Here is a 23378-nt window from a genome sequence, read left to right on the forward strand (position 1 = left end):
AGGGTACTTTTACATGCAAAAAGAAAAACTTTCTGCATTTATGGATGGCGAAGTTCTTGATAAAGAATTAATGGGAACAATTGCACGTGATGACTCCATGAAGGAAACATGGCAACGTTACCATTTAATTCGTGACACAATGCGTGGTGATGTAGGTGAAGTAGTCCACTTTGATATCGCAAGTCGCGTTGCGCTCGCTTTAGAGAATGAGCCTGTCCGCATAAGTCCTGAACAACAACGAGAGCAGCAACCTGCGCCATCACAATGGCGTCAGCACTCTTTTTTACAAACGTTACGTCCTTGGGCAAGTCAGTTAACTCAAATCGGTGTCGCGGCTTGTGTTTCATTAGCTGTTATTGTTGGTGTTCAGCAATATAATGGAAAGAATGGTTCTGAAGATTTTCAAGTAGACACACCTGTATTTAATACCCAACCTATCATGGGGTCAGGTGCACCAGTAAGTTTAAATCTTCAAAACGATACTTTAGGCAAAGATCAGCAAACACGTTTACAAGAGCGCAATCAGCGTCTTGGCTTAATGTTGCAACAGTACGAATTAGATCGTCGTATTTATAATGCACCACAAAATGAAGCACCTGCGAATGAACAAGGTGTAACTCAACCAGTAGTTGCACAGCAATAATAACGGCGTGAATGTATAAATAACGTGTGGGAATGAAACAGTCGTAATGAAAAAATCATGGTTATCCGCCTTATTGTTGGTGGGCAGCCTGTCAATGTCGATACAAGCCTTGGCACAACCTCAAACAGGTAGTGTCGAGGCTTTGTTGCAAAAGATGGGTCATACAAGTAAAACTTCTACCTATGAATTATCTTTTATCAATATCAATTCTCAAGGTATTGTTCCTATTCGCTATCGTCATACTCTTATTGATGGCAAACCCCTTGCACAGCTAATGCAAATGGACAGTACACGTCGTGAAATTGTTCAACGTGGTAATGAAATCAGCTATTTTGAGCCTGGATTAGATGCCTTTAGCTTAAGAAATGATCATATTGTTGACTATGTCCCAGCTATTATCTACCAAGATTTCAATGAGTTATCAGGGTATTATAACTTTATCGATGCAGGTAGAACCCATATTGGTGATATTCCAAGTCGCGTTGTGCGTGTATTATCAAAAAATAATGACCGTTATGATTATGTCCTGTTTATTGATGAAGAAAGATATCTTCCTCTAAGAGTGGATCTTTTAGATAAAAATAATGACATTATTGAACAATTTAGGGTGATTACGGTGAATGAAGGCAATGAGGTTGAAACCAAATTGAATTCATTGCGTACTGTGAATATGCCACCAGTATTACTTATCCCTAAATCTAAATCTTTAGTTTATAACTGGTCAGTTAATGAGTTACCTGATGGTTTCAAAGAAGTAAAACGTAGTAATCATCAGATTTCTGAAACTGAGTTTAGTCAGTCTATTTTATTTAGTGATGGCTTATTTGACTTCTCTATTTATGTTAATAAAAGTGGTCAGCAAACAAATTCGCCCGAACGCGATAAAATGTTAAGGTATGGTCGTAATACAATTTATACCTATGACAAAGAAGGCAATGAAATTACCTTTATTGGTCAATTACCATTTTCTACGGCACAGAAGATAGTTAACAGTGTTGTATTTACGAAAAAGTAAAAGGTATAAGTTATGGTTAAAGAGTGGGCAACAGTTATACATTGGCATGAAGGAAGAGCGTTATTGCGCTACGGTTCCTCTTCTGGCTGTGGTAGTTGCCAAGCTCGTGCTGCGTGTGGCTCTTATTTATTAAATAAAATAGGGCCCGAAACTGTTCATCAACTCGAACTTCCTGTTGCACAACCTTTAGTTGAAGGGCAAAAAGTGGAAGTAGGGATACCCGAAAATAATTTACTCCTTTCTGCTATGTTGGTGTACTTAACGCCACTTATTGGCCTATTTATTGTTGCGGGCATTGCGAGCCTTTGGTTTTCCAGTGAATTTGCTATTTTTTGTAGTGGCCTTGCTGGTGGCCTTCTTGGTTTTTTATTAGCAAAAAAAGTGGCAACATGGTGGAGTAAAGACGAAGGGTTTGAGCCAGTTATATTACAAATAGGCCTTCCTCCTCATGAACTTAAGGTTCAATTTCAAGAGTAGCTGGCAGATAAAAAAGATGGGGCATTGGCCCCATTATTTTTTGCTTGGCTAATTTCGTTATCGTTTTCATCTTAAATTAACACGCTTCGATATCTGGAAATTACCTCAAAAAAATCACAAATAAATGTAGGTCTTAGCATAAATGTTTGTGTTTGATGAACGTTTCTTTGAGTATAATGTCTCTAGTGTGTAGAATGCGTCATCAATAATAACTCCTGCAATATAGAGTTTTCGCTTTGTGTCCATGAATGACTCCAAAGCCAGATTTATAGAGCAAAGCAATAGAGAAAAATAATTTCAGAATGAAAAACATACGTAACTTTTCCATTATCGCACATATTGACCACGGTAAATCGACGTTATCAGATCGAATTATTCAAATTTGTGGTGGCTTATCAGATCGTGAAATGGCTGCGCAGGTTCTTGATTCTATGGATCTTGAGCGTGAACGTGGTATTACAATCAAAGCGCAAAGCGTAACCTTGAATTACACCGCAGATGACGGTGAAGTTTATCAGCTTAACTTTATCGATACCCCTGGACACGTTGACTTCTCTTATGAAGTATCTCGTTCACTTGCTGCTTGTGAAGGCGCCTTATTGGTCGTTGATGCAGGACAAGGGGTTGAAGCACAAACATTAGCAAACTGCTATACGGCGATGGATATGGATCTCACCGTCGTTCCAGTTTTAAATAAAATAGATTTACCTGCAGCTGAACCTGAGCGCGTTGCTGAAGAAATTGAAGACATCGTGGGAATTGATGCCACAGATGCAGTACGTTGTTCCGCAAAAACAGGTATAGGCGTTAAAGAAGTTATTGAACGTCTTGTTAAAGAAATTCCAGCACCTGAAGGTGATCCTGAAGCTCCATTACAAGCGCTGATCATCGATTCATGGTTTGATAACTATCTTGGTGTTGTTTCACTGATCCGTGTTAAAAACGGTAAAGTAAGTAAAGGCGATAAAATCAAGGTGATGAGTACTGGTCAAGTTTATAACATTGATCGTATTGGTATTTTCACACCAAAACAAATTGATACAACATCATTAAATTGTGGTGAAGTGGGTTGGGTTGTTTGTGGTATTAAAGATATTTTAGGTGCCCCTGTTGGGGATACTTTAACAGCTGCACAAAAACCAGCAGATAAACCATTGCCGGGCTTTAAAAAAGTGAAGCCACAGGTTTATGCGGGTTTATTCCCAATTAGCTCTGACGACTATGAATCATTTCGTGATGCATTGGGCAAATTAAGTCTGAATGACGCATCATTATTCTATGAACCAGAAAGTTCAACAGCATTAGGTTTTGGTTTCCGTTGTGGTTTCTTGGGTCTTCTTCATATGGAGATCATTCAAGAGCGTTTAGAGCGTGAATATGACCTTGACCTGATCACAACAGCACCAACCGTTGTTTATGAAGTTGAAATGACGAATGGTGATATTGTATTAGTGGATAGCCCGTCTAAATTACCGCCACTGAATAATATCGAAGAAATCAGAGAGCCTATTGCTGAATGTCATATGTTATTACCGCAAGAATACTTAGGTAATGTAATTACTTTATGTATCGAAAAACGCGGTGTTCAGACCAATATGGTCTATCATGGTAATCAGGTCTCATTGACTTACGAAATTCCGATGGCTGAAGTGGTCTTAGATTTCTTTGACCGATTAAAATCCACATCACGCGGTTATGCCTCTTTAGACTATAACTTTATCCGCTTCCAAGGTTCTAACATGGTGCGTGTTGATGTCTTAATAAACGGTGATCGTGTTGATGCATTAGCATTGATTACACATAACGATAATGCACCTTATCGTGGACGTGAATTGGTGGAAAAAATGAAAGAATTTATTCCACGCCAACAGTTTGATATCGCTATTCAAGCGGCAATTGGTAACCATATTATTGCTCGTTCAACTGTTAAACAGTTACGTAAAAACGTATTAGCCAAATGTTATGGTGGTGACGTTAGCCGTAAGAAAAAACTGTTACAGAAACAGAAAGATGGTAAAAAACGTATGAAGCAAATTGGTAACGTAGAGTTACCGCAAGAAGCGTTTTTAGCCATCCTTCATGTTGGTAAAGATAAATAATTTAAGGAGAAAACATGGCTAACACGTTTGCCTTGATCCTAACACTGGCAACGCTAATAACGGGAGTTTTTTGGGGAATTGAGCGCTTTAAGCTCAAGCCAGCCCGAAAAGCAAAACTAAAGCGTCTTCAAGAGATGACGCAAGGGACCGAGGATCAGCAAGAGTTAGCAAAATCAATCAATAAGCCAAGCTGGGCTGAAACCTTGGGTTCTCTTTTCCCAGTATTGATTATTGTTTTGGTTTTGCGTTCATTTGTGTATGAGCCGTTTCAAATACCTTCTCGCTCCATGATGCCAACCTTATTGGTTGGTGATTTTATCTTGGTTGAAAAGTTTGCTTATGGATTAAAAGATCCAATAACACAAACAACGTTAATAAATACAGGAAAGCCAAAACGAGGTGATATTGCTGTCTTTAAATATCCTCGTGATCCTTCTACTGACTTTATTAAACGTGTTATTGGGTTACCGGGCGATAAAATTGTTTATGATATGATGTCGAAAAAAATACATATCTACCCAAATTGTAATAAAGCGATTTGCAACGATGAGATTTCGGTGACTTATGGTACCGCTTATCCAAGTGAATGGACGTTGTTGTTACAAAATGTACCGGGTGGCCAGCGTATAAATGGCATGAAATCAATCCCAATTGAAGATCCTATTTCAACAGCAACTCAATTACGTGAAGAAGAACGCGTAGAAACAATAGGAAAAGTCTCTCACCGTATTATGACGATACCTGGTGATATGACGATGCCTGAGTTTATCCAACCAGGATTACCTGTTGGTACTTGGATTGTTCCTGAAGATCATTATTTTATGATGGGGGATAATCGTGATGGGAGTTCTGATAGTCGTTTCTGGGGCTTTGTGCCAGAGAAAAATTTAGTCGGTAAAGCGACAACGATTTGGATGAGTTTTGAAAAACAAGAGAATGAATGGCCTACAGGTGTTCGTCTCAGTCGTATCGGTGGCATCAAGTAACTATTGACAAAATAGCTACAGCATTCCTTTCTATCTCAGTGTAGAATATGCCACTTCTTTAAATATGATTGGCTCCTGTTATTCACAGGAGCCAGTGCAAACGCAACAGTTCTGTTATCCAACCCGATAATTTCTCGTTGTCTTAAACAGATTTGTTGCGTGTGCTTCAAATTAAGTTATGGAACTTGATCGCACATGAATACTTTATTAGTAAACCAGTTACAAAAGAAACTGGGCTATACTTTTACGCAAAATGAATTATTACTACAGGCTTTGACGCATCGTAGTGCAAGTAGCAAACACAATGAACGTTTAGAATTTTTAGGTGATTCAATTCTGAGCTATGTTATTGCTAATGCGCTCTATCATCGATTTCCTCGTGTTGATGAAGGGGATATGAGCCGAATGAGAGCAACGCTTGTTCGTGGTAATACACTCGCTGAATTAGCGCGTGAATTTGAACTAGGTGAATGTCTGCGTTTAGGCCCTGGAGAATTAAAAAGTGGCGGTTTCCGCCGAGAATCAATTTTAGCGGATACGGTGGAAGCTTTAATTGGTGCTATTTTCCTTGATAGTGATATTCAAAATATCGAAAAGATTATTTTAAAATGGTATGAGAATCGTTTGGCTGAAATCAGCCCGGGCGATAAGCAAAAAGATCCTAAAACTCGTCTGCAAGAATATCTGCAAGGGCGCCATCTACCACTACCATCTTATATTGTGGTGCAGGTTCGCGGTGAAGCCCATGACCAAGAGTTTACGATCCATTGTCAGATAAGCGGTATCGATCAACCTGTCAAAGGGATGGGTACAAGCCGTCGAAAAGCTGAACAAGCCGCTGCTGAACAGGCATTAATACAACTGGAGCTTGAATGAGCGAAGAACAAACCTATTGCGGATTTATTGCGATAGTCGGTCGCCCAAATGTGGGAAAATCAACACTACTGAACCAATTATTGGGGCAGAAAGTTTCTATTACATCACGTAAACCGCAAACAACGCGTCATCGTATCATGGGTATTGATACTGATGGTGCTTACCAAGCGATTTATGTTGATACACCGGGCTTGCATATTGAAGAAAAGCGAGCTATCAACAGACTAATGAACCGCGCAGCAAGTAGCTCGATTGGTGACGTTGAACTGGTGATTTTTGTTGTTGAAGGCACCAACTGGACGCCTGACGACGAAATGGTATTAAACAAATTAAAATCATTGCGTTGCCCTGTTTTATTAGCAATTAATAAAGTGGATAACGTCATTGATAAAACCAAGTTACTTCCACATATTGGCTTTTTAAGCCAACAAATGGATTTTCTTGATGTTGTACCAATTAGTGCAGAAAAAGACATGAATATCGATACGATTGCAAAAATTGTTCGTAAATGTCTGCCAGAAGCTATTCATCATTTCCCTGAAGATTATATTACTGATCGCTCTCAACGTTTTATGGCATCAGAAATTATTCGTGAGAAATTGATGCGTTTCTTAGGTGAAGAATTACCTTATTCTGTCACTGTTGAAATTGAGCAATTTGTTACTAATGAACGCGGTGGTTACGATATCCACGGATTAATTCTGGTTGAACGAGAAGGCCAGAAAAAAATGGTTATTGGTAATAAAGGCGTAAAAATCAAGAAAATTGGTACCGAAGCCCGTATGGATATGGAAGACCTATTTGAAAACAAAGTTCACTTAGAACTTTGGGTGAAGGTTAAAGCTGGCTGGGCTGATGATGAACGTGCTTTACGTAGCCTTGGCTATGTGGACGATTTAAAGTAGGTAACTGAAGTGGATGGCTGGCAACGTGCATTCGTTATCCATGCTCGCCCTTACAGTGAAACGAGTTTATTACTCGATTTTTTCACTGAAAATGAAGGGCGAGTACGCATATTGTCAAAAGGCGCGCGAGGCCGTCGTTCACCCTTAAAAGGGGCACTTCAACCTTTTACTCCTTTGCTCATTCGTTGGAGTGGGCGAGGAGAAGTTAAAACCCTTCGTGATGCTGAACCTATCTCTTTAGCTTTACCATTAACAGGCTCTGTTCTTTATAGTGGTCTGTATCTTAATGAACTCTTGTCTCGTGTTTTGGAAAATGGCACTTCTTACAGTGTGCTTTTTTTTGAATATCTTTCTTGCTTACAAATTCTTGCAGCTAGCGACACTACATCAGAAGCAGCCTTAAGACGCTTTGAACTGGCGTTATTAACCCAACTTGGTTATGGCTTAGATTTTTTGCATTGTGCAGGAAGTGGAGAGCCTGTTTCAGATTCGATGACTTATCGTTATCGAGAAGAAAAAGGTTTTATTGCAAGTTTAGTGGTTGATCATAATAGTTTTACTGGATTTGAATTAAAATCCTTAGCCAGTCGCGAATTTCCTACTGTTGAAACATTAAAAGCGGCAAAAAGGTTTACTAGAATGGCATTAAAGCCCTATTTAGGTGGAAAACCATTAAAAAGTAGAGAACTTTTTAGGCAATTTGCTATTAAAAAAGCCCCAAAGAAAAGAGCATTGATAGTAGAATAGTAATATTGTCTTTTTCTTCTCTATGGAATGTGTAAACTAAGGTAATGCAACGTTATTTTTCAGGAGAAGAGCATGTCTGATATTCTACTTGGCGTTAATATTGACCATATCGCCACCCTTCGTAATGCCCGTGGCACAACGTATCCCGATCCTGTTCAAGCGGCTTTTATTGCAGAACAAGCGGGCGCTGATGGTATCACTATTCATTTACGTGAAGATAGACGTCATATCACTGATCGTGACTTAATGCTGATAAGCCAAACAGTTCAGACAAGATTAAATCTGGAAATGGCAGTCACTGAAGAAATGATCGAGATCGCGTGCCAGACACAACCTGATTTTTGTTGCTTAGTGCCTGAGAAACGCCAAGAAGTAACAACAGAAGGTGGATTAGATGTTGTTGCTAATGAAGAAAAGATATCCGATGCCATTAAACGCTTATCTTTGGCGGGTATTAAAGTTTCTCTGTTTATTGACCCTGACCATGAACAAATTAACGCAGCGGATCGTGTTGGCGCACCTTTTATTGAGATCCACACTGGCGCTTATGCTGACGCTGAAGATGAAATGGCTCAAGAAAAAGAATTTGTACGTATTCGTGATGCTGTGACTTATGCTGCATCTAAAGGCTTAAAAGTGAATGCAGGGCATGGTTTGCATTATCACAACGTACAGCGCATTGCTGCTTTACCTGAATTGTATGAACTGAATATTGGTCATGCCATTATTGGGAGAGCTGTATTTAGTGGTTTAGCGCCCGCAGTTGAAGAAATGAAACGTTTAATGCGAGAAGCGCGTCGCTAATGGCTATTGTTGGTTTAGGTATGGATATTGTTGAAATATCACGTATCGAAGAAATTATAGGGCGTTCTGGTGAACGCCTTGCTCGTCGCATTCTTACTAATGCAGAATGGGAAATTTATCAATCCCATAAACAGCCAATACGCTTTTTAGCTAAGCGGTTTGCAGTAAAAGAGGCTGCGGCAAAAGCATTAGGAACAGGTATTCGTTTAGGATTAGCTTTTAATCATTTTGAAGTGCGTAATGATGAATTAGGCAAACCCACATTGCATTTTTTAGCGGTTGCAAAAGAGATGGCAGAGAAAGCGGGGATAAACTCTATTCACGTGACACTTGCTGATGAACAGCGCTATGCCTGTGCGACAGTTATTTTAGAGAAATAGTTTAGAAAAATAGCTCTCTTAGATTTATCACCCACAAAATCATGGAGTAAGGTTTAGATCTTATCTGCGTGGTGGATCAACACAAATTTTTCCCATAATTCATCTTGAGATTCAGTATGAGTAGGATCAATGATGATCGTGTTAGTAATCGGACAAACCGATTGACAAGTTGGTTTATCGTAATGCCCTACACATTCAGTGCAAAGATCAGGATTAATTTCATAAATATCATCCCCCATTGAAATAGCATCATTTGGGCACTCTGGTTCACACATATCGCAGTTGATGCATTTCTTCGTAATTAGTAAAGCCATATCAGTCACTTAATATATAAATTATTAAATTTCAGTAACTTATATCTTGCACTTATATGTTACCATCTATCAGTTTTGTGTCGCTATATCCGATAAAGTCGTGCTTTATCATTTTAATGGAGATATCGCCCAATCTTCTTGCTTTAGGTATGAAGCAAAGAAAGTAAGATTACCATTTATAAGGGATTTCCTAAAGTAACATCACTCAAATGATCTATCAGATTATGTGAATAATAGTCTAAACATTGGTATTAACACTAAAGAGTATGTTTTGTGGTATTCAGCACATCTAATACCCTGTTATTGATGTTAAATAACGCAATAACATAAGGGGTACGTCATGCCAACACTGTTTAATATGTGGACATTTGCGATTTTGTCCTTGGGTTTGGTACTAACACCGGGCCCTAATATGATTTACCTGATATCACGCTCAATCTCTCAAGGGAAAAAAGCTGGGTTTATTTCATTAATCGGCGTGGCTGTTGGCTATATTTTTTATATGTTATTAGCTGCATTTGGTATTACTGCAATTTTTATGGCAGTGCCTTATGCTTATGATATCTTAAAAATTTGTGGCGCAATTTATCTGTTTTATATTGCTTGGCAGTCTATTAAACCCGGTGGTCGCTCTATCTTTCATCCAAAAAAACTCCTTTCAGGTAATACGACAAAGCTTTTTGTGATGGGATTTGTCACTAATCTTCTCAATCCTAAAATTGCATTGATGTACCTTTCACTTCTACCTCAATTTATAACCATTGGAAATGGCAGCGTATTAAATCAGTCATTAGTCCTTGGTAGTATCCAAATTGTTATTAGTATTGCAGTGAATGCCTTGATTGTTATTGCTGCGGGCTCAATAGCTGGATTTTTTATGCAAAGACCACGTTGGGCATTAATTCAACGTTGGTTTATGGCAACAATTTTAGGGGTTTTAGCGATTAAATTAGCAACAGAGGCTCGTGTAAACTAAAGTTATATTTGGCTATTTTTGTCATAAACAATTCAAGGCAATCTCTTTAGTTATCAATAGAAAACAGGGTACAATAGCCCGCTATATGATAATGAAGAGATATCCTTGTGAATAAAGTTAAAGATGATATTTATTGGATGAATAAAGCGATTGAGCAAGCGCACAAAGCACAAGAGATCGGTGAAATACCGGTAGGCGCTGTATTAGTCGTCGATAATAAAATCATTGCTAAGGGATGGAATCATTCAATTATCGATAACGATCCTACAGCACATGCAGAGATTATGGCATTACGTAAAGGGGGAAAGCATTTGCAGAATTATCGACTCCTCGATGCTACTCTATATATTACTCTCGAGCCTTGTGTAATGTGTGCTGGCGCGATTGTGCATAGCCGAGTAAAACGCGTGGTTTATGGTGCATCTGATCTAAAAACAGGTGCGGCTGGTTCATTCATTGATATCTTGCAGCATCCCGGAATGAACCATAAAGTTGAAATAACGTCAGGTGTATTAGGTGAAGAGTGTTCACAGCTTTTAAGTCAATTTTTTAAGATGAGAAGGGCTGAAAAAAAACAACTTAAAAAGCAAAAGAATAGCCCTGTTTTAGTAAATACAGACCAAGCAACAAAAGAATAAATATCTGTTTACTGATAATTAAGGGTATAGGTTGCTTGTGCTTGGAAAGGGCCTGTTAGCAATGTTTGATTTTTCAGCGCAGAGGGTGATGCCTCAACATATGTCATAAAATTAAACTGAATACGTTTATTATTAAGAAGTCGAGTTGTGCTCGGCTTTTTTAATTGAATAACATTGCGTTGCACATCGGTAAATACAATCCCGATACTTTTAGGATCTTCAGATCCTGTTCCAACAACGGCAAGATGATTTGGCATAGTTGGATGCTCTTTTCCATCAAGTGTAATTGTGACACTTTTATAAATATCTTGGCTGCAATTTTCTAAACTAATACTAAAAGCAACGGATTCACTTTTTTGAAAGGTATAGAGATCTTTTGCGGATATCTGCTTAAAGTCGATTACCTTATTTTCATCACCAGCAACTATGGTACAACCATGTGCAACCACAACACCTTTAAATTCCATATCACCACCAATAAGCTCTGTCACAGCAAAGGCTGAAGGTGATAGTAACAATAAAAGAGAAATAGCAGATTTTATTATTGGATTTACCATTACATAAACTCCGCAACTAATGTGGCATGTGCTGAAAACTCACCTTCAGTAATTTTGCTTCCTGCTTTTGCAATAGGAGCCGCAGTGACTTCCCAATTACCTTTAAAATTATTCAGTTTCCCGACAGAAAAATATTTATTAGGCGGCACTATCGCTCCTGATTTGTCTCTTAAAACAATACCCAGATTTGTTCTATCTACAGGTCCTGTTGTGCCAAGATAATTAGGGTTAAAGCTAGCGACACCTGAGCTTCCTGTTTGAATTTTAAACATAATTCGGCTGTTAGGATTAGTAAAACTACCACCTTCACATTTTATTGGAATATTGCGCGTGATCTTGTAGTTTTGGCCATTCAAATAGTCAGAAGTATTGCCAACATTGCCAAAATCAAAGGTAATTGGAGAGCCATTATTAAATATGCATCTATCTTCTGTGGTTAATATTCCTGAGTTAATCACTAATTTTGAGATTGGTTCAGGACCATAGTCTTTATATAAGCCATTACCTACACGGGCATACATTTGAGCTACAGCTTGCCCCGTTAATGAAACCCCATTAATAATTGGTTTTTTCAGGCGAAATACTAATACACCGCTGCTTCCTGACGACATGTTAGGTTTGGGTGATTCAGGAACGCGACAACCTTGTTGCCCATTTCGATTGTTAGGTTTTTCAATAAAAGGAACCGTTGGAAGAGTTTCTGGGCCCCAAATAGAAAACTTGATCTGAACATCGACGTATTCATTAAGTTCATAGTAATTATTACCTAAATAACGTAGGTCAGAATCCGCCATATAATAGGTGCGAGAATTCGGAACTAAGGGATCTCTAGGGCAATAAACCGTTGCTAAATATCTATCAGGCAAAGAAAAATTTACTGTGGCTGTTTCACCGGGTCTGTTATTAGGAAATGTTGTGTTATTTAACTCAACTCTAAAAATATTAGGTCCTCCAACAGTGCGAACTTCACCATGAATATAAGCGGATACCACCATTGGAGTACATAATATTGCGCCAGTAAAAAATAATTTTAGCGTATTGAAATAAAAATTTGCTGTGGTTGGTTTCATTTTATTCCTACCGGCGTCAAGTTAATTAATATTTTGGTTGTTGTTCTTTCGGTGCCACTTTGCAGCTGTTTTGTTGGCAAACAAATTTCAATTCAGGGTGTCCACCATAATCATTTACATACATCATATAAAATTGATTGACGTTATTGGTTTTAACGGGAATCTCCAGTGATGATTTAGGTGCAATCATTAAACCAGGGAATGTAGTTAATTTATCACTATCTTCACCATTTAGTTTATTTGAAAGACCAATAATAGTGATGTAGTAAGGTGTTGGGTTTTCTGCGATAAATTGATTTTTTTGTTTTTTAAATACCAACTGATCTTGCCAAACCATGCCCGGTTTTTCAGGAATAATAGCCGTAGGTCGATAGAATAATTTAATTCGTGACTGCATTGCCATTTGTAATACATTCGCTTGTTTTGGTGCTGGTGGAATTTCACGAACGTTTAAATAAAACAATGATTCTCTATCTTGTGGCAAAAGCCCAATTTCTGCAGTTTTGGTTATTCTCACAACCCCTTTTTGGTCACCATCAAGACGCTGTAAAGGAGGTAGTGCGACTAAAGGAGAGGCAATTTTTTGCCCGTGTTCATTTTCAACCCATGATTGAGCCAAAAATGGAATATCAGGACTAGTATTTTTTAAATTTACGCTGGCTGAATTTTCATTGCCAGTTAACACGATCCGCGTTCTATCTAATGACACACCAGCTTGTGTTGTATTCACCATGCTTAATGCAAGTAGTGAACCACAAAAAAGTGTTTTAAGTGTGTTGAATGAGTTCATACATTTATCTCTAATAATTCATTTTGTTCATTAAAATCCCTGGCATAATAACAATTCGCGTTTTAGTGGATCGTTAATTGCTGCCGGGATCGTAATCGTACATTGGGTTTTACCACCCCAGATCACGTTTAATGATTCATTGAGGTTAACGCCCGCAATATAAACTAGGCCTTCTTCCATCACCATTCCCATATTCTCACCATCTTTATTAGTGACTTCAGCACCAAACGGAGGATATTTTTGATTAGCTGTTTGCAAGATAGCCATTAGACGTTCACCTTGACGCACTGGGAATGTGTAGTAACCAATAGCTCCTTCAGTTAATGTTGTGGAGGTGATGGCTTTATGTGTTTCAATATTTGAGTCCATTTTATCAACATCAATACGTGCATCAACGTTGTTATAGCTGGTTAAGTCAGTGAGTACCCCGATGCCAAATAGATTTGTTGTCGTACTTTGGTTGTTAAACGGCACACCTGAAACACCATCTGTATCAACCATCATTCGAGCTGTACTGGATGTCATGCTGCTACTATGCAATGCAGCCCCATGGCGAGTCGCTGTAAATCCGCCTTTCACGGTCGCACCTACAGCAACATAATTATCTTGTTGATAGCTTGCATTGGCATTAATTTCTGCATATTGCGAACGGTGTTGATAATAACCATCAGTATTGGCTTTATGATCTGAACTTAACCCCGCACGGATACGCCACAAATTGTTATAATTGCTATTATCAGAATAAGAGGCCATTTGGTTCACTTTTCCGTTATTGTCTTGCAGGCTATAACCTATATTTTTGCCACCGCCTAAGGGAACTGAAATATTGAAAGAAACACTGTCATCAGTATTTCCTTTATGCTGAGTACGAAATGCAGACAAGTTAGTATTAACCTGCTCTATGCCCATAATAGAAAAGTTACGACTTACCGTTACACCATATTGCTCTTGTGTATTTTTATCCCAATAATTTTGATGACGATAAGAAAGATAAAGCGTTGTCGATTTCTCAATATCATCAGCCCAGAAAGTTTTGTTACCAGTAATGGTATACATCTCTTTTTCATAACCATTGCTACTAATATCGTTGTAACGTTCATCAATATATTGAGAAAAAGATCGGAATGTTTTCTCTGAAAAGCGGTAGCCCGCAAAAGTAATTGTACTATGGTATTCATCGAATGTTTTAGCATAGTTCAGTTTGAATGACATTCCGTTGATATTTTCATTATCATAGGTTTGGCTATAAGATTGAGTAATATCACCAGAAAGTGTACCTAGACGCCCCATATCGTGACCTAAACCTAATGACCACGCATTGTAATCTTTAGCTGTTAATAAAACACCACCATACAGCGACCATGTGTTGTTCATACCCCATGAAAAATCACCTTGATAAAAAACAGGGCCCTGCATTTTATGGTTATTGAGCGATGGCTGGCCGATGGATGTGTTATAACGCACTGAACCAGGGCGTGTCATATAAGGTAAGTTAGCTGTTTGTACTTGAAATTCGTTTACTTTGCCGTTTTGTTCTTCCACTCTAACATCTAATTGACCTTGTACCGTATCTTGTAAATGTTTAATAATAAAAGGGCCAGCAGGAACTGTGGTTTCATAAATTAAGCGACCATTTTGAGTCACGGTAACTTTAGCATTGGTATTTGCAATACCATGAATTTCTGGTGCATAACCTTGCAAAGATGGCGGTAACATTCTTTCATCACTTTGGATATTGGCACCCGTAAAACGAAAACTATCAAAAACTTGGGAATTTAAATACGTTTCACCTAACGTTAATTTAGCAGCTTGATTGGGCAGTGGTTTATAGGCGTAGATCTGATTCCAATCAAAGCTATTGTTTGATGAGTATTCAGATGAATAATTTCCTTGGTATTCAGCACGTAAACGCCATTCACCAAAATTAATACCCGCTTGCCCATAGCCTGTCAGCGAGTTGTTATTGTTACCTTTATTAGGACGTGTCGATATTCCTGTTAAGGTATAATCAAGTAATACCCCTGATATGCCTGGGTCCCATAATTCGGGAGGAGTCCAGTCTGCATCTTCATATTTCATTAATGAACGAGGAATAACAATATCAAGAATACCGCCATCATTTTTGATGGAGATACCTGGTAATTGATTGATATTGAAGCAATCAGGGGAAATCTTTTCGATAAATTTTTGATTTTCTTCGTTAATGGTTAATTTTTTTAGAAGAGAAGGGTCAATACAAGCAACAGAATAATTAGGTTTTACTTCAACATAATTAATGTTTTGGCGAGGGAAATCTCGTCCATTTATGCGAATATCCAGATAGTACATACCAGGAATAATGTAATTAGAAGTCGCAAAGCGAGACAGATCGACATTACCTCTATCTTCAGCATCTAACATGTGAATGTTAAATTCCACAGAATCATCTTGCTCGGCTTGAGCGAAAAACGCTAAGCACAATAGCAAAATGGCACAAATGTTTTTCCATATTGTGCTGTGAAAATAAGAAATTAACATGAATAAACGCCTAATTATTAATTAAATAGAAACTAATTAATTAAATAATGAATATTTATTTAATTACTTTTTATTTTTATTTTTTATTAAATTGAAGTGTTTTATCAAATTTAACGCAGAGGAAATCCCCTGCGTTAATGCAGTAATTTATTATTTAATTAATTTAAATAAATAAAATGATTACTGATAATCAACTTGGAAGTTGATAACGGCTTGGAATTCGCCCGGAGTTACGGCTGCGTCTGCTGATTCAGCTTGAACGTAAGCAACGAATGGAATTTTTGAAACACCATTAACTAATTGTACTGGTGTTGTTGCTGTATTCCATTTAACTGATTTGCTACCAGCATCCATTAAACCGATACCTGCACCAGAAGCTGAGCCAGAAACGAAAGAAGCTAAATCTTTGTTTGTTGCATTAACAACGCTTGGTGTATAGCTAACAGTTGCTGTTTTTGCTACGGTAGTATCACAGTCTTGTAGTTCGATATCTTTTTTAACGTTACCCGCTTTTTGCATATTCGCTAATGCAGATGTTGGGATTTCGCTGAAATCAACAATAACTGGACTTGAAGAAGCTGCTAATCCACAAGCTGAATTAACAATTTCACCTTTTAATTGAATTTCGCCTTTAGTTGCGCCAATTTTTGGTGTGGAAGTTTCAGCAGTTGCAACAGAATTAATACCAAATACTAAAGCAGCAGCTAAAGCAATTTTACTCAGTTTCATTATAGATAATCCCTTGAAGATCGTGCGTATTATTATTTATGAAAAAATAATATTAATGTCGGAATATAAAAATTGATTTGCATTATATTTCGAGTTGTTTCGAATAATGACTGATTTATATGATATCAACAAAGGCGTTCTATTTGATATAACGTTTTGTTAGTTTCCGCAAATTTCAGATTTAATCTGGCCTATTCCACATTAATAGAGTTTTATATAGATTTATTCATTTTATTACTCAATTTATGGGTAAAAAAGTTTATCAGGCAGATAAATTTAATAGACAATACAATTAACATTGTTTTAACTTTATAGGAATTGATATTATTAACATTACTTTAAGAAAATTAATAAAATCAATTATAGATTATCATAATACATACAATTCAAAGGGTTATATGTTAATAATATAAATATCAGGTTAATTCTTATCACGAAAAAAGTTTTCTAAAAAGAATAATCATAAAATGAATAATAACTGATGAGATAATTCCTACGTATTTAAGTTAATTTTTTCTTATATTTCACCTATTCTGATAGTCAAAAAAGGACTTGTTGGGCTGTTTTTGATGCGTTTTACTCATCTAGTGAGTGGTTTAACTAATGAATGTTACCATTTTTTAACACGATTTTTTTCCAACTTTAGTTAAATAAAGGTAAGAGAAAATGTAACAAATTTTAATATTAAGAAAATATTAAGGGGATATAGAGAGAGGAATATCTGCTATGAGATATCAGAAATGACAGGATAAATGTGTTAAGCCTAGAGTAAGCCTCTATAAAAGAGGCCTGAACGGTATGTAGTGCATCATTAATGACGAGATGATTCTTGAGATAATGTTAATGATGATGTCTCTTGATCCGCACTTTCATTACTTTCTTTGTCTTTAGATAGGATCTTGTTTTTACTCTCTTTAGCTTGGAGATAGCCTACGAGGCTCAGTTGATATCGACGAATATTCTCAACGTAGCGATAAGCTTCATGTCCTCTCGCGTAGCCATAAGGGAGATCAACATAATATTTCTTCTGGCTAAGTAGCGGTAATCTTGATTTTACATCTAACCAACTGTCAGGATCTGCGCCTTGTTGTTCGGTCAGTCTTCTGGCGTCAAGCATATGACCAAATCCCATGTTGTAGGCGGCTAATGCAAACCAAATTTTCTCATCTTCAGGAATAGATCCAGGTAAACGAGAAAGAAGATGTTTAAGATATTGAGCACCACCGCGAATACTTTCTTCTGGATCAAGCCTATCAGTGACTCCCATACTTGATGCAGTAGGGCGTGTTAGCATCATAAGACCTCTAACACCTGTTGGTGACGTTGCATGAGGATCCCAATGTGATTCTTGCCATGCCATTGCTGCTAATAATCGCCAATCAAAGGTATCTGCGTATTTCTCAAAAAGAGGCTGATAGTTTGGCAAAATGGAATCAATTGCAGTAATAAAAGAGATAGTGTCGAAGTAATCAAATGAACCTACATGACCAAAATACTTTTCTTCCAATCGTGCTAATACATCTTCTTGAGATAATTGGTTAAAGTAATCTAGCATAGCGGCATACAAACTATTATCTTCGCTATCAGGTAAATACCATGTCAGAGGGCGGCTTTCAGTCACCTCAAATCCTACGGCAACATTAGGGTGAATGCGTTGTTGTACTGCAACACTGATTGAGTCGGCTAAAACATAGGTAATTTTGCCTTCTGATAACGCTTCAAGTAGCTGAGAGGTTGTTTGATTGTCTGATTCTTCCCACTCAAGCTCAGGGTATTGCGTTTCTTTTAGTGTACGCAATAAGCTTGCATGGGCCGAACCTGCCGTGACGACAAGGCGCCCATCTAAAGCATCAAAGCTACGTGGCCTTAATGTTCCTTTACGGTAAATTAATTGCTGAGATACTGAAAAGTAAGCAGGCCCACTACGTGTCGTATCTAATCTCTCTTTGTTATAAAGTAATCCAGCTGCGATAAAATCTGCTTTATTATTCTCCAGATCATCAAACATTTGGTTGATATTTGTCCGCATATTAACGACAAGCTTCACGCCTAGATAATCAGCAAAGCGTTTCACTAATTCATAATCGAAACCTACGGGGTCCTTTTTATCGTTCATCGTTATCAATGGTGACGGCATCGTACTAATTCTTAACTCACCACGAGATAAAATCTTATTTATCTGCGCTTTTTGCCTATCGGGCCAAGTAATATTCAACGCAATAATTGCCGCTGAAAAGAGCGCTATGATAACGATAACGAAATAGTTTATCCTTATATTATTCAATAGGTTATTTCTCGTTAACGTTGTTTGTTGTTGTGTGTAAAATCGTTATCTTAACATGGATAAATTTCCAGTAATCGAGCATTTTGCTTAACATATTGGCAATACGCAACTTGATTACACCAATTAATCATTAAAACACACTAAGTTAAATGCCGTTATTTTGTTCACGCAAACGGTTTCGTCTGGGCGGTTATTCTATTATACTAGGCGCGTTTCCCCTGAATGATTGATCAGGCTAGCTGCTAAAAGAGAGAACTCAATACTATGGAAATCCTGCGTGGCTCCCCCGCTTTATCCGCGTTTCGTATTAATAAATTACTCACTCAATGTCAGGAAAATGACCTTCCTGTACAAGGTATATATGCGGAATTTGTTCATTTCGCAAAAGTGGAAGGGCAGTTATCTGAAGATGACCACATTAAATTAAGCCAATTATTGCATTACGGGCCTTCATTAACAGAGCATGAGCCTATTGGGGAAATGCGAGTGGTGACACCTCGCCCTGGAACTATTTCACCTTGGTCTTCTAAAGCAACAGATATTGCACATAACTGTGGTTTATCCAAGGTGGTCAGAATTGAACGTGGTATCGCTTACTTTATTGAAGGCGATACGATGACAGAAACACAATGGCAACAGCTTTATGGTTTGATTCATGACCGAATGATGGAAACCATTTTCTTAAATTATCAAGATGCGAATACACTGTTTGCGGAGCAAACGCCAGCACCATTAAAAACGATAGATGTGCTTGCTAAAGGTAAAGATGCGCTTGTTAAAGCAAACATTGAAATGGGATTAGCACTTGCTGATGATGAAGTTGATTATTTAGTCGATGCTTTTAATCGTTTAGCTCGTAATCCAACTGATGTTGAACTTTATATGTTTGCACAAGCCAACTCTGAACATTGTCGCCATAAAATATTTAATGCAGATTGGATTATTGATGGTAAAGCGCAAGATAAATCATTATTTAAAATGATTAAAAATACGTTTGAGCAAACTCCTGATTATGTCATGTCAGCATATAAAGATAATGCGGCTGTTATGGAAGGATCGGTTGCTGGACGTTTTTATCCTGATGCTGAAAAAGGGCATTATCATTATCATCAAGAACCCGTACATATCTTAATGAAAGTGGAAACACATAACCATCCAACAGCAATTTCACCTTGGCCGGGAGCTGCAACAGGTTCTGGTGGTGAAATTCGAGATGAAGGTGCAACGGGGCGTGGTGCCAAACCTAAAGCGGGTTTAGTTGGATTCTCAGTATCTAACCTGCGTATTCCAGGATTTGAACAACCTTGGGAAGAAGATTTTGGTAAACCAGAACGTATTGTAAATGCATTAGATATCATGACTGAAGGACCATTAGGTGGTGCGGCATTTAATAATGAATTTGGTCGTCCTGCATTACTAGGCTATTTCAGAACTTATGAAGAACAAGTTAATAGCCATAATGGTGTTGAAATTCGCGGTTACCATAAACCAATTATGCTAGCTGGTGGCATTGGTAATATTCGTGAAGATCATGTTCAAAAAGGGGAGATCACTGTTGGCGCTAAGTTGATCGTATTAGGTGGCCCATCGATGAACATCGGTCTGGGTGGTGGCGCGGCTTCTTCTATGACTTCAGGGCAATCTGATGCAGACTTAGATTTTGCTTCTGTTCAACGTGACAATCCAGAAATGGAGCGACGTTGCCAAGAAGTTATCGATCGTTGCTGGCAGTTGGGTGACGATAACCCTATCTTATTTATTCATGATGTAGGGGCAGGAGGTCTTTCTAATGCGATGCCTGAATTAGTTAATGACGGTGGTCGTGGTGGTCGTTTTGAACTGCGTGATGTTTTAAATGATGAGCCAGGAATGAGCCCACTTGAAATCTGGTGTAATGAATCTCAAGAACGTTATGTGTTGGCAGTATCACCAGAAAAAATGCCTCTGTTTGATGCATTATGCCAGCGTGAAAGAGCACCTTATGCCGTAATTGGTGAAGCAACACAAGAGCGTGAATTAGTATTAAACGATACACACTTTGATAATAAACCTATTGATATGCCATTAGACATATTATTAGGTAAAGCACCTAAAATGTTACGTGATGTGAAATCACAAAAAACAGAAGGTGAGTATCTAGATCGTAAAGATATTGATTTAAAAGATGCAGTCTATCGAGTGCTTCATTTACCTACCGTGGCTGAAAAAACCTTCTTAATTACCATTGGTGACCGCACTGTAACAGGCATGGTTGCTCGTGATCAAATGGTTGGCCCTTGGCAAATTCCTGTTGCTAACTGTGCTGTTACTACAGCAACATTAGATAGCTATTATGGTGAGGCAATGTCTATTGGTGAACGAGCGCCAATCGCACTATTAGATTTTGCTGCATCTGCACGTATGGCAGTTGGTGAAGCCTTAACGAATATGGCCGGTAGTGATGTACAATCACTTAATCGTATTAAGCTTTCCGCTAACTGGATGTCAGCAGCGGGGCATCCTGGTGAAGATGCTGGTTTGTATGATGCGGTGAAAGCTATTGGTGAGGAGTTATGCCCAGCGTTAGGTATCACTATTCCTGTTGGTAAAGACTCTATGTCAATGAAAACACGTTGGCAGGATAAAGATGGAAAAAATAAAGAAGTTACCTCTCCACTCTCTTTAGTCATTACTGCATTCTCTCGTGTTGAAGATGTTCGTAAAACGGTAACACCTGAATTATCGACACAATCAGGTAACCGTTTATATCTGATTGATCTGGGTAATGGACATAACGCATTAGGTGCAACAGCTTTAGCACAAGTTTATCGCCAATTAGGTCAAAAAGCCGCAGATCTTCGTAATGTAGAACAGCTAAAACAATTCTTTAATGTGATGCAACAATTGGTCAATGAAGGCAAATTGTTGGCTTATCATGATCGCTCTGATGGAGGTTTATTTGTCACTCTTGCAGAAATGGCATTTGCCGGTCACTGTGGGTTAAATGTTGATATTAGTGCTTATGATGAAGATATCTTAGCGGGACTCTTTAATGAAGAGTTAGGTGGTGTGATCCAAATTAGCGCTGAGCATCAAGATGTAGTTGAAGCATTATTTACACAATACGGTTTAGCTGATTGCTTACACTATTTAGGTCAAGCAACACAAGATGATGCCGTTATAATTCAAAGTCGTGAAACTGAAGTTTATAATGAGAAACGCAGTACGCTACGTCTTTGGTGGGCTGAAACAACATGGCAAATGCAACGTTTACGCGATAACCCTGAGTGTGCTGATGAAGAACATCAGGCAAAACAGGATATCAATGATCCGGGGTTAAACGTGCATTTAACCTTTGATCCAAGCGAAGATATTGCAGCTCCTTATATTGCAACAGGAAGTCGCCCTCGCATTGCTGTACTAAGAGAGCAAGGTGTTAACTCTCATGTTGAAATGGCGGCAGCTTTTGACCGAGCTGGTTTTGATGCTATTGACGTTCATATGAGTGATCTACATTCGTCACGACGTTCATTGAGTGATTTTGATGTGCTGGTGGCGTGCGGAGGATTCTCTTACGGTGACGTATTAGGTGCGGGCGAAGGTTGGGCTAAATCTATTCTATTCAATTCTCGTTTACGAGATGAATTTGCTCAATTCTTTGAACGACAAGATACCTTATCGCTTGGTGTCTGTAATGGTTGTCAAATGATGTCAACATTATCTGAACTTATTCCGGGGGCGGATTTATGGCCTCGTTTTGTTCGCAACCGTTCTGAACGTTTCGAAGCTCGCTTTAGTTTGGTTAAAGTGACAGAAAGCCCATCGTTATTGCTACAAGGCATGGTGGGTTCACAAATGCCTATTGCTGTTTCTCATGGGGAAGGTTTTGCAGAGTTTCGTCATGCTGAACAATTGGCACAATTAGAGAAACAAAATTTAGTGGGATTACGTTTTGTTGATAATTATGGTCAACCAACAGAACAATATCCATTAAATCCTAATGGTTCAGTAAAAGGGATCACCGCTGTTACAACAAGGGATGGACGTTCAACTATTATGATGCCTCACCCTGAACGTGTATTTAGAACGGTCAGTAACTCTTGGCATCCAGACAGCTGGGGTGAAGATAGCCCTTGGATGCGATTATTCCGCAATGCAAGGAAGCAGTTTGATTAATTAGCGGTAAATTATCTTAGGAGTAATTACATAAAGCCTCTACTTTGCGAGAGGCTTTATTATATTGATAATAAAGGTATTATTTTTTATTGTGTAAAAACAACGACACCTGGCCATTAATCTGTCTCTTTTTGGCGACATTTAACTTATTGAAATATAAGTATTTATAAAATTTGAGGTAACTCTGTCTGGATATGGAGACAGCTTGGTTACTTTATAACTAGATAAAAGAGAGATGTAAATAAAATACCATGGGTGTTTTTTTATTTTTTGTTTATTTTCAATCGGTTAATTTTTTTATTTAAAAGTTGGCACGCGTTATGCATTATATAAATCAGTTGCTCATTCAACTTTTTATGTCGGTCCACAATATGGGTGGGAACATACCACATAAGCCAGGAATGACGCCAGAGTAA

Annotated in this window: 20 protein-coding genes; 13 read left to right on the top strand and 7 right to left on the bottom strand. The window is 38.1% G+C overall.

The features are described from left to right. The first annotated feature begins 13 nt into the window (after positions 1-13). The 10 genes from rseA (at position 14) to acpS (ending at position 8932) form a co-directional block, all read left to right on the top strand. On the top strand, positions 14-643 hold the full coding sequence (gene rseA, locus ABN217_RS16060; protein WP_349440905.1) for an anti-sigma-E factor RseA: 630 nt from the start codon (positions 14-16) through the stop codon (positions 641-643). Between the two features lie 46 nt (positions 644-689). Continuing rightward, positions 690-1658, top strand: a complete 969-nt coding sequence (gene rseB / locus ABN217_RS16065; RefSeq protein WP_072068726.1) for a sigma-E factor regulatory protein RseB — start codon at positions 690-692, stop codon at positions 1656-1658. A gap of 12 nt (positions 1659-1670) precedes the next feature. Beyond that, on the top strand, positions 1671-2135 hold the full coding sequence (gene rseC / locus ABN217_RS16070; RefSeq protein WP_072068725.1) for a SoxR-reducing system protein RseC: 465 nt from the start codon (positions 1671-1673) through the stop codon (positions 2133-2135). A 302-nt stretch (positions 2136-2437) separates the two neighbouring features. Continuing rightward, positions 2438-4234 carry a translation elongation factor 4 gene (gene lepA / locus ABN217_RS16075; RefSeq protein WP_115350079.1) on the top strand — a complete coding sequence of 599 codons (1797 nt, stop codon included), beginning with the start codon at positions 2438-2440 and terminating at the stop codon, positions 4232-4234. A gap of 14 nt (positions 4235-4248) precedes the next feature. Further along, the gene (gene lepB, locus ABN217_RS16080) at positions 4249-5220 is read left to right on the top strand and encodes a signal peptidase I (protein ID WP_196553819.1); all 972 of its coding nucleotides are present in this window, start codon (positions 4249-4251) and stop codon (positions 5218-5220) included. Positions 5221-5415: 195 nt separating this feature from the next. Further along, positions 5416-6096, top strand: coding sequence for a ribonuclease III (gene rnc, locus ABN217_RS16085; RefSeq protein WP_072068722.1), 681 nt, complete (start codon positions 5416-5418; stop codon positions 6094-6096). After that, positions 6093-7001, top strand: coding sequence for a GTPase Era (gene era, locus ABN217_RS16090; RefSeq protein ID WP_036935334.1), 909 nt, complete (start codon positions 6093-6095; stop codon positions 6999-7001). Before rnc ends, era begins: the two co-directional genes overlap by 4 nt. Positions 7002-7010: 9 nt before the next feature. Next, positions 7011-7748 (top strand): DNA repair protein RecO, encoded by a 738-nt coding sequence (recO, locus tag ABN217_RS16095; protein ID WP_196553818.1) that lies wholly within the window; start codon positions 7011-7013, stop codon positions 7746-7748. Between the two features lie 72 nt (positions 7749-7820). Continuing rightward, positions 7821-8552, top strand: a complete 732-nt coding sequence (pdxJ, locus tag ABN217_RS16100) for a pyridoxine 5'-phosphate synthase (RefSeq protein ID WP_072068720.1) — start codon at positions 7821-7823, stop codon at positions 8550-8552. Then, entirely contained in the window at positions 8552-8932 is a 381-nt protein-coding gene (gene acpS / locus ABN217_RS16105; protein ID WP_072068719.1) for a holo-ACP synthase, read from the top strand. The genes pdxJ and acpS overlap by 1 nt, the downstream gene beginning before the upstream one ends. A 53-nt stretch (positions 8933-8985) precedes the next feature. Here acpS and ABN217_RS16110 read toward each other — a convergent pair whose 3' ends face one another. Further along, positions 8986-9246 (bottom strand): YfhL family 4Fe-4S dicluster ferredoxin, encoded by a 261-nt coding sequence (locus ABN217_RS16110; protein ID WP_072068718.1) that lies wholly within the window; start codon positions 9244-9246, stop codon positions 8986-8988. 340 nt (positions 9247-9586) lie between these two features. Between ABN217_RS16110 and ABN217_RS16115 the strand changes: the two genes are divergently transcribed. Continuing rightward, positions 9587-10222, top strand: coding sequence for a LysE family translocator (locus ABN217_RS16115; RefSeq protein ID WP_340893457.1), 636 nt, complete (start codon positions 9587-9589; stop codon positions 10220-10222). A gap of 107 nt (positions 10223-10329) precedes the next feature. Further along, the gene (gene tadA / locus ABN217_RS16120) at positions 10330-10860 is read left to right on the top strand and encodes a tRNA adenosine(34) deaminase TadA (protein ID WP_196553816.1); all 531 of its coding nucleotides are present in this window, start codon (positions 10330-10332) and stop codon (positions 10858-10860) included. Between the two features lie 8 nt (positions 10861-10868). On the opposite strand, the gene ABN217_RS16125 is transcribed toward tadA, so the two are convergent. The 6 genes from ABN217_RS16125 to mltF form a co-directional block, all read right to left on the bottom strand. Further along, a complete protein-coding gene (locus ABN217_RS16125) occupies positions 10869-11417 on the bottom strand; it encodes a fimbrial protein (protein ID WP_072068715.1) in 549 nt (182 codons plus the stop codon). Then, positions 11417-12487 (bottom strand): fimbrial protein, encoded by a 1071-nt coding sequence (locus ABN217_RS16130; RefSeq protein WP_072068714.1) that lies wholly within the window; start codon positions 12485-12487, stop codon positions 11417-11419. The genes ABN217_RS16125 and ABN217_RS16130 overlap by 1 nt, the downstream gene beginning before the upstream one ends. Positions 12488-12512: 25 nt before the next feature. After that, positions 12513-13277, bottom strand: a complete 765-nt coding sequence (locus ABN217_RS16135) for a fimbrial biogenesis chaperone (RefSeq protein WP_072068713.1) — start codon at positions 13275-13277, stop codon at positions 12513-12515. Positions 13278-13307: 30 nt separating this feature from the next. Beyond that, positions 13308-15794, bottom strand: coding sequence for a fimbria/pilus outer membrane usher protein (locus ABN217_RS16140; RefSeq protein ID WP_349459618.1), 2487 nt, complete (start codon positions 15792-15794; stop codon positions 13308-13310). 180 nt (positions 15795-15974) lie between these two features. Continuing rightward, complete coding sequence (locus ABN217_RS16145; protein ID WP_072068711.1) at positions 15975-16523, bottom strand: fimbrial protein; 549 nt, start codon at positions 16521-16523, stop codon at positions 15975-15977. Between the two features lie 811 nt (positions 16524-17334). Then, entirely contained in the window at positions 17335-18807 is a 1473-nt protein-coding gene (gene mltF / locus ABN217_RS16150; RefSeq protein ID WP_349459620.1) for a membrane-bound lytic murein transglycosylase MltF, read from the bottom strand. A 264-nt stretch (positions 18808-19071) separates the two neighbouring features. Here mltF and purL point away from each other — a divergent pair, with 264 nt between their 5' ends. Then, a complete protein-coding gene (gene purL / locus ABN217_RS16155; protein WP_349459622.1) occupies positions 19072-22962 on the top strand; it encodes a phosphoribosylformylglycinamidine synthase in 3891 nt (1296 codons plus the stop codon). The last annotated feature ends 416 nt before the right edge of the window (positions 22963-23378 follow it).

Origin of the sequence: Proteus sp. fly-1067 (genome assembly GCF_040139345.1) — a bacterium.
Taxonomy (GTDB): Bacteria; Pseudomonadota; Gammaproteobacteria; order Enterobacterales; family Enterobacteriaceae; genus Proteus; species Proteus vulgaris_B.

What these genes read in the sequence shown, in the direction of transcription:
- ABN217_RS16125 (WP_072068715.1), bottom strand. Translation starts at nt 11,417, where the DNA reads ATGGTAAATCCAATAATAAAATCTGCTATTTCTCTTTTATTGTTACTA.
- ABN217_RS16110 (WP_072068718.1), bottom strand. Translation starts at nt 9,246, where the DNA reads ATGGCTTTACTAATTACGAAGAAATGCATCAACTGCGATATGTGTGAA.
- ABN217_RS16140 (WP_349459618.1), bottom strand. Translation starts at nt 15,794, where the DNA reads ATGTTAATTTCTTATTTTCACAGCACAATATGGAAAAACATTTGTGCC.
- ABN217_RS16145 (WP_072068711.1), bottom strand. Translation starts at nt 16,523, where the DNA reads ATGAAACTGAGTAAAATTGCTTTAGCTGCTGCTTTAGTATTTGGTATT.
- pdxJ (WP_072068720.1), top strand. Translation starts at nt 7,821, where the DNA reads ATGTCTGATATTCTACTTGGCGTTAATATTGACCATATCGCCACCCTT.
- era (WP_036935334.1), top strand. Translation starts at nt 6,093, where the DNA reads ATGAGCGAAGAACAAACCTATTGCGGATTTATTGCGATAGTCGGTCGC.
- purL (WP_349459622.1), top strand. Translation starts at nt 19,072, where the DNA reads ATGGAAATCCTGCGTGGCTCCCCCGCTTTATCCGCGTTTCGTATTAAT.
- rseC (WP_072068725.1), top strand. Translation starts at nt 1,671, where the DNA reads ATGGTTAAAGAGTGGGCAACAGTTATACATTGGCATGAAGGAAGAGCG.
- lepB (WP_196553819.1), top strand. Translation starts at nt 4,249, where the DNA reads ATGGCTAACACGTTTGCCTTGATCCTAACACTGGCAACGCTAATAACG.
- rseB (WP_072068726.1), top strand. Translation starts at nt 690, where the DNA reads ATGAAAAAATCATGGTTATCCGCCTTATTGTTGGTGGGCAGCCTGTCA.
- ABN217_RS16130 (WP_072068714.1), bottom strand. Translation starts at nt 12,487, where the DNA reads ATGAAACCAACCACAGCAAATTTTTATTTCAATACGCTAAAATTATTT.
- rnc (WP_072068722.1), top strand. Translation starts at nt 5,416, where the DNA reads ATGAATACTTTATTAGTAAACCAGTTACAAAAGAAACTGGGCTATACT.
- ABN217_RS16115 (WP_340893457.1), top strand. Translation starts at nt 9,587, where the DNA reads ATGCCAACACTGTTTAATATGTGGACATTTGCGATTTTGTCCTTGGGT.
- rseA (WP_349440905.1), top strand. Translation starts at nt 14, where the DNA reads ATGCAAAAAGAAAAACTTTCTGCATTTATGGATGGCGAAGTTCTTGAT.
- lepA (WP_115350079.1), top strand. Translation starts at nt 2,438, where the DNA reads ATGAAAAACATACGTAACTTTTCCATTATCGCACATATTGACCACGGT.
- ABN217_RS16135 (WP_072068713.1), bottom strand. Translation starts at nt 13,277, where the DNA reads ATGAACTCATTCAACACACTTAAAACACTTTTTTGTGGTTCACTACTT.
- acpS (WP_072068719.1), top strand. Translation starts at nt 8,552, where the DNA reads ATGGCTATTGTTGGTTTAGGTATGGATATTGTTGAAATATCACGTATC.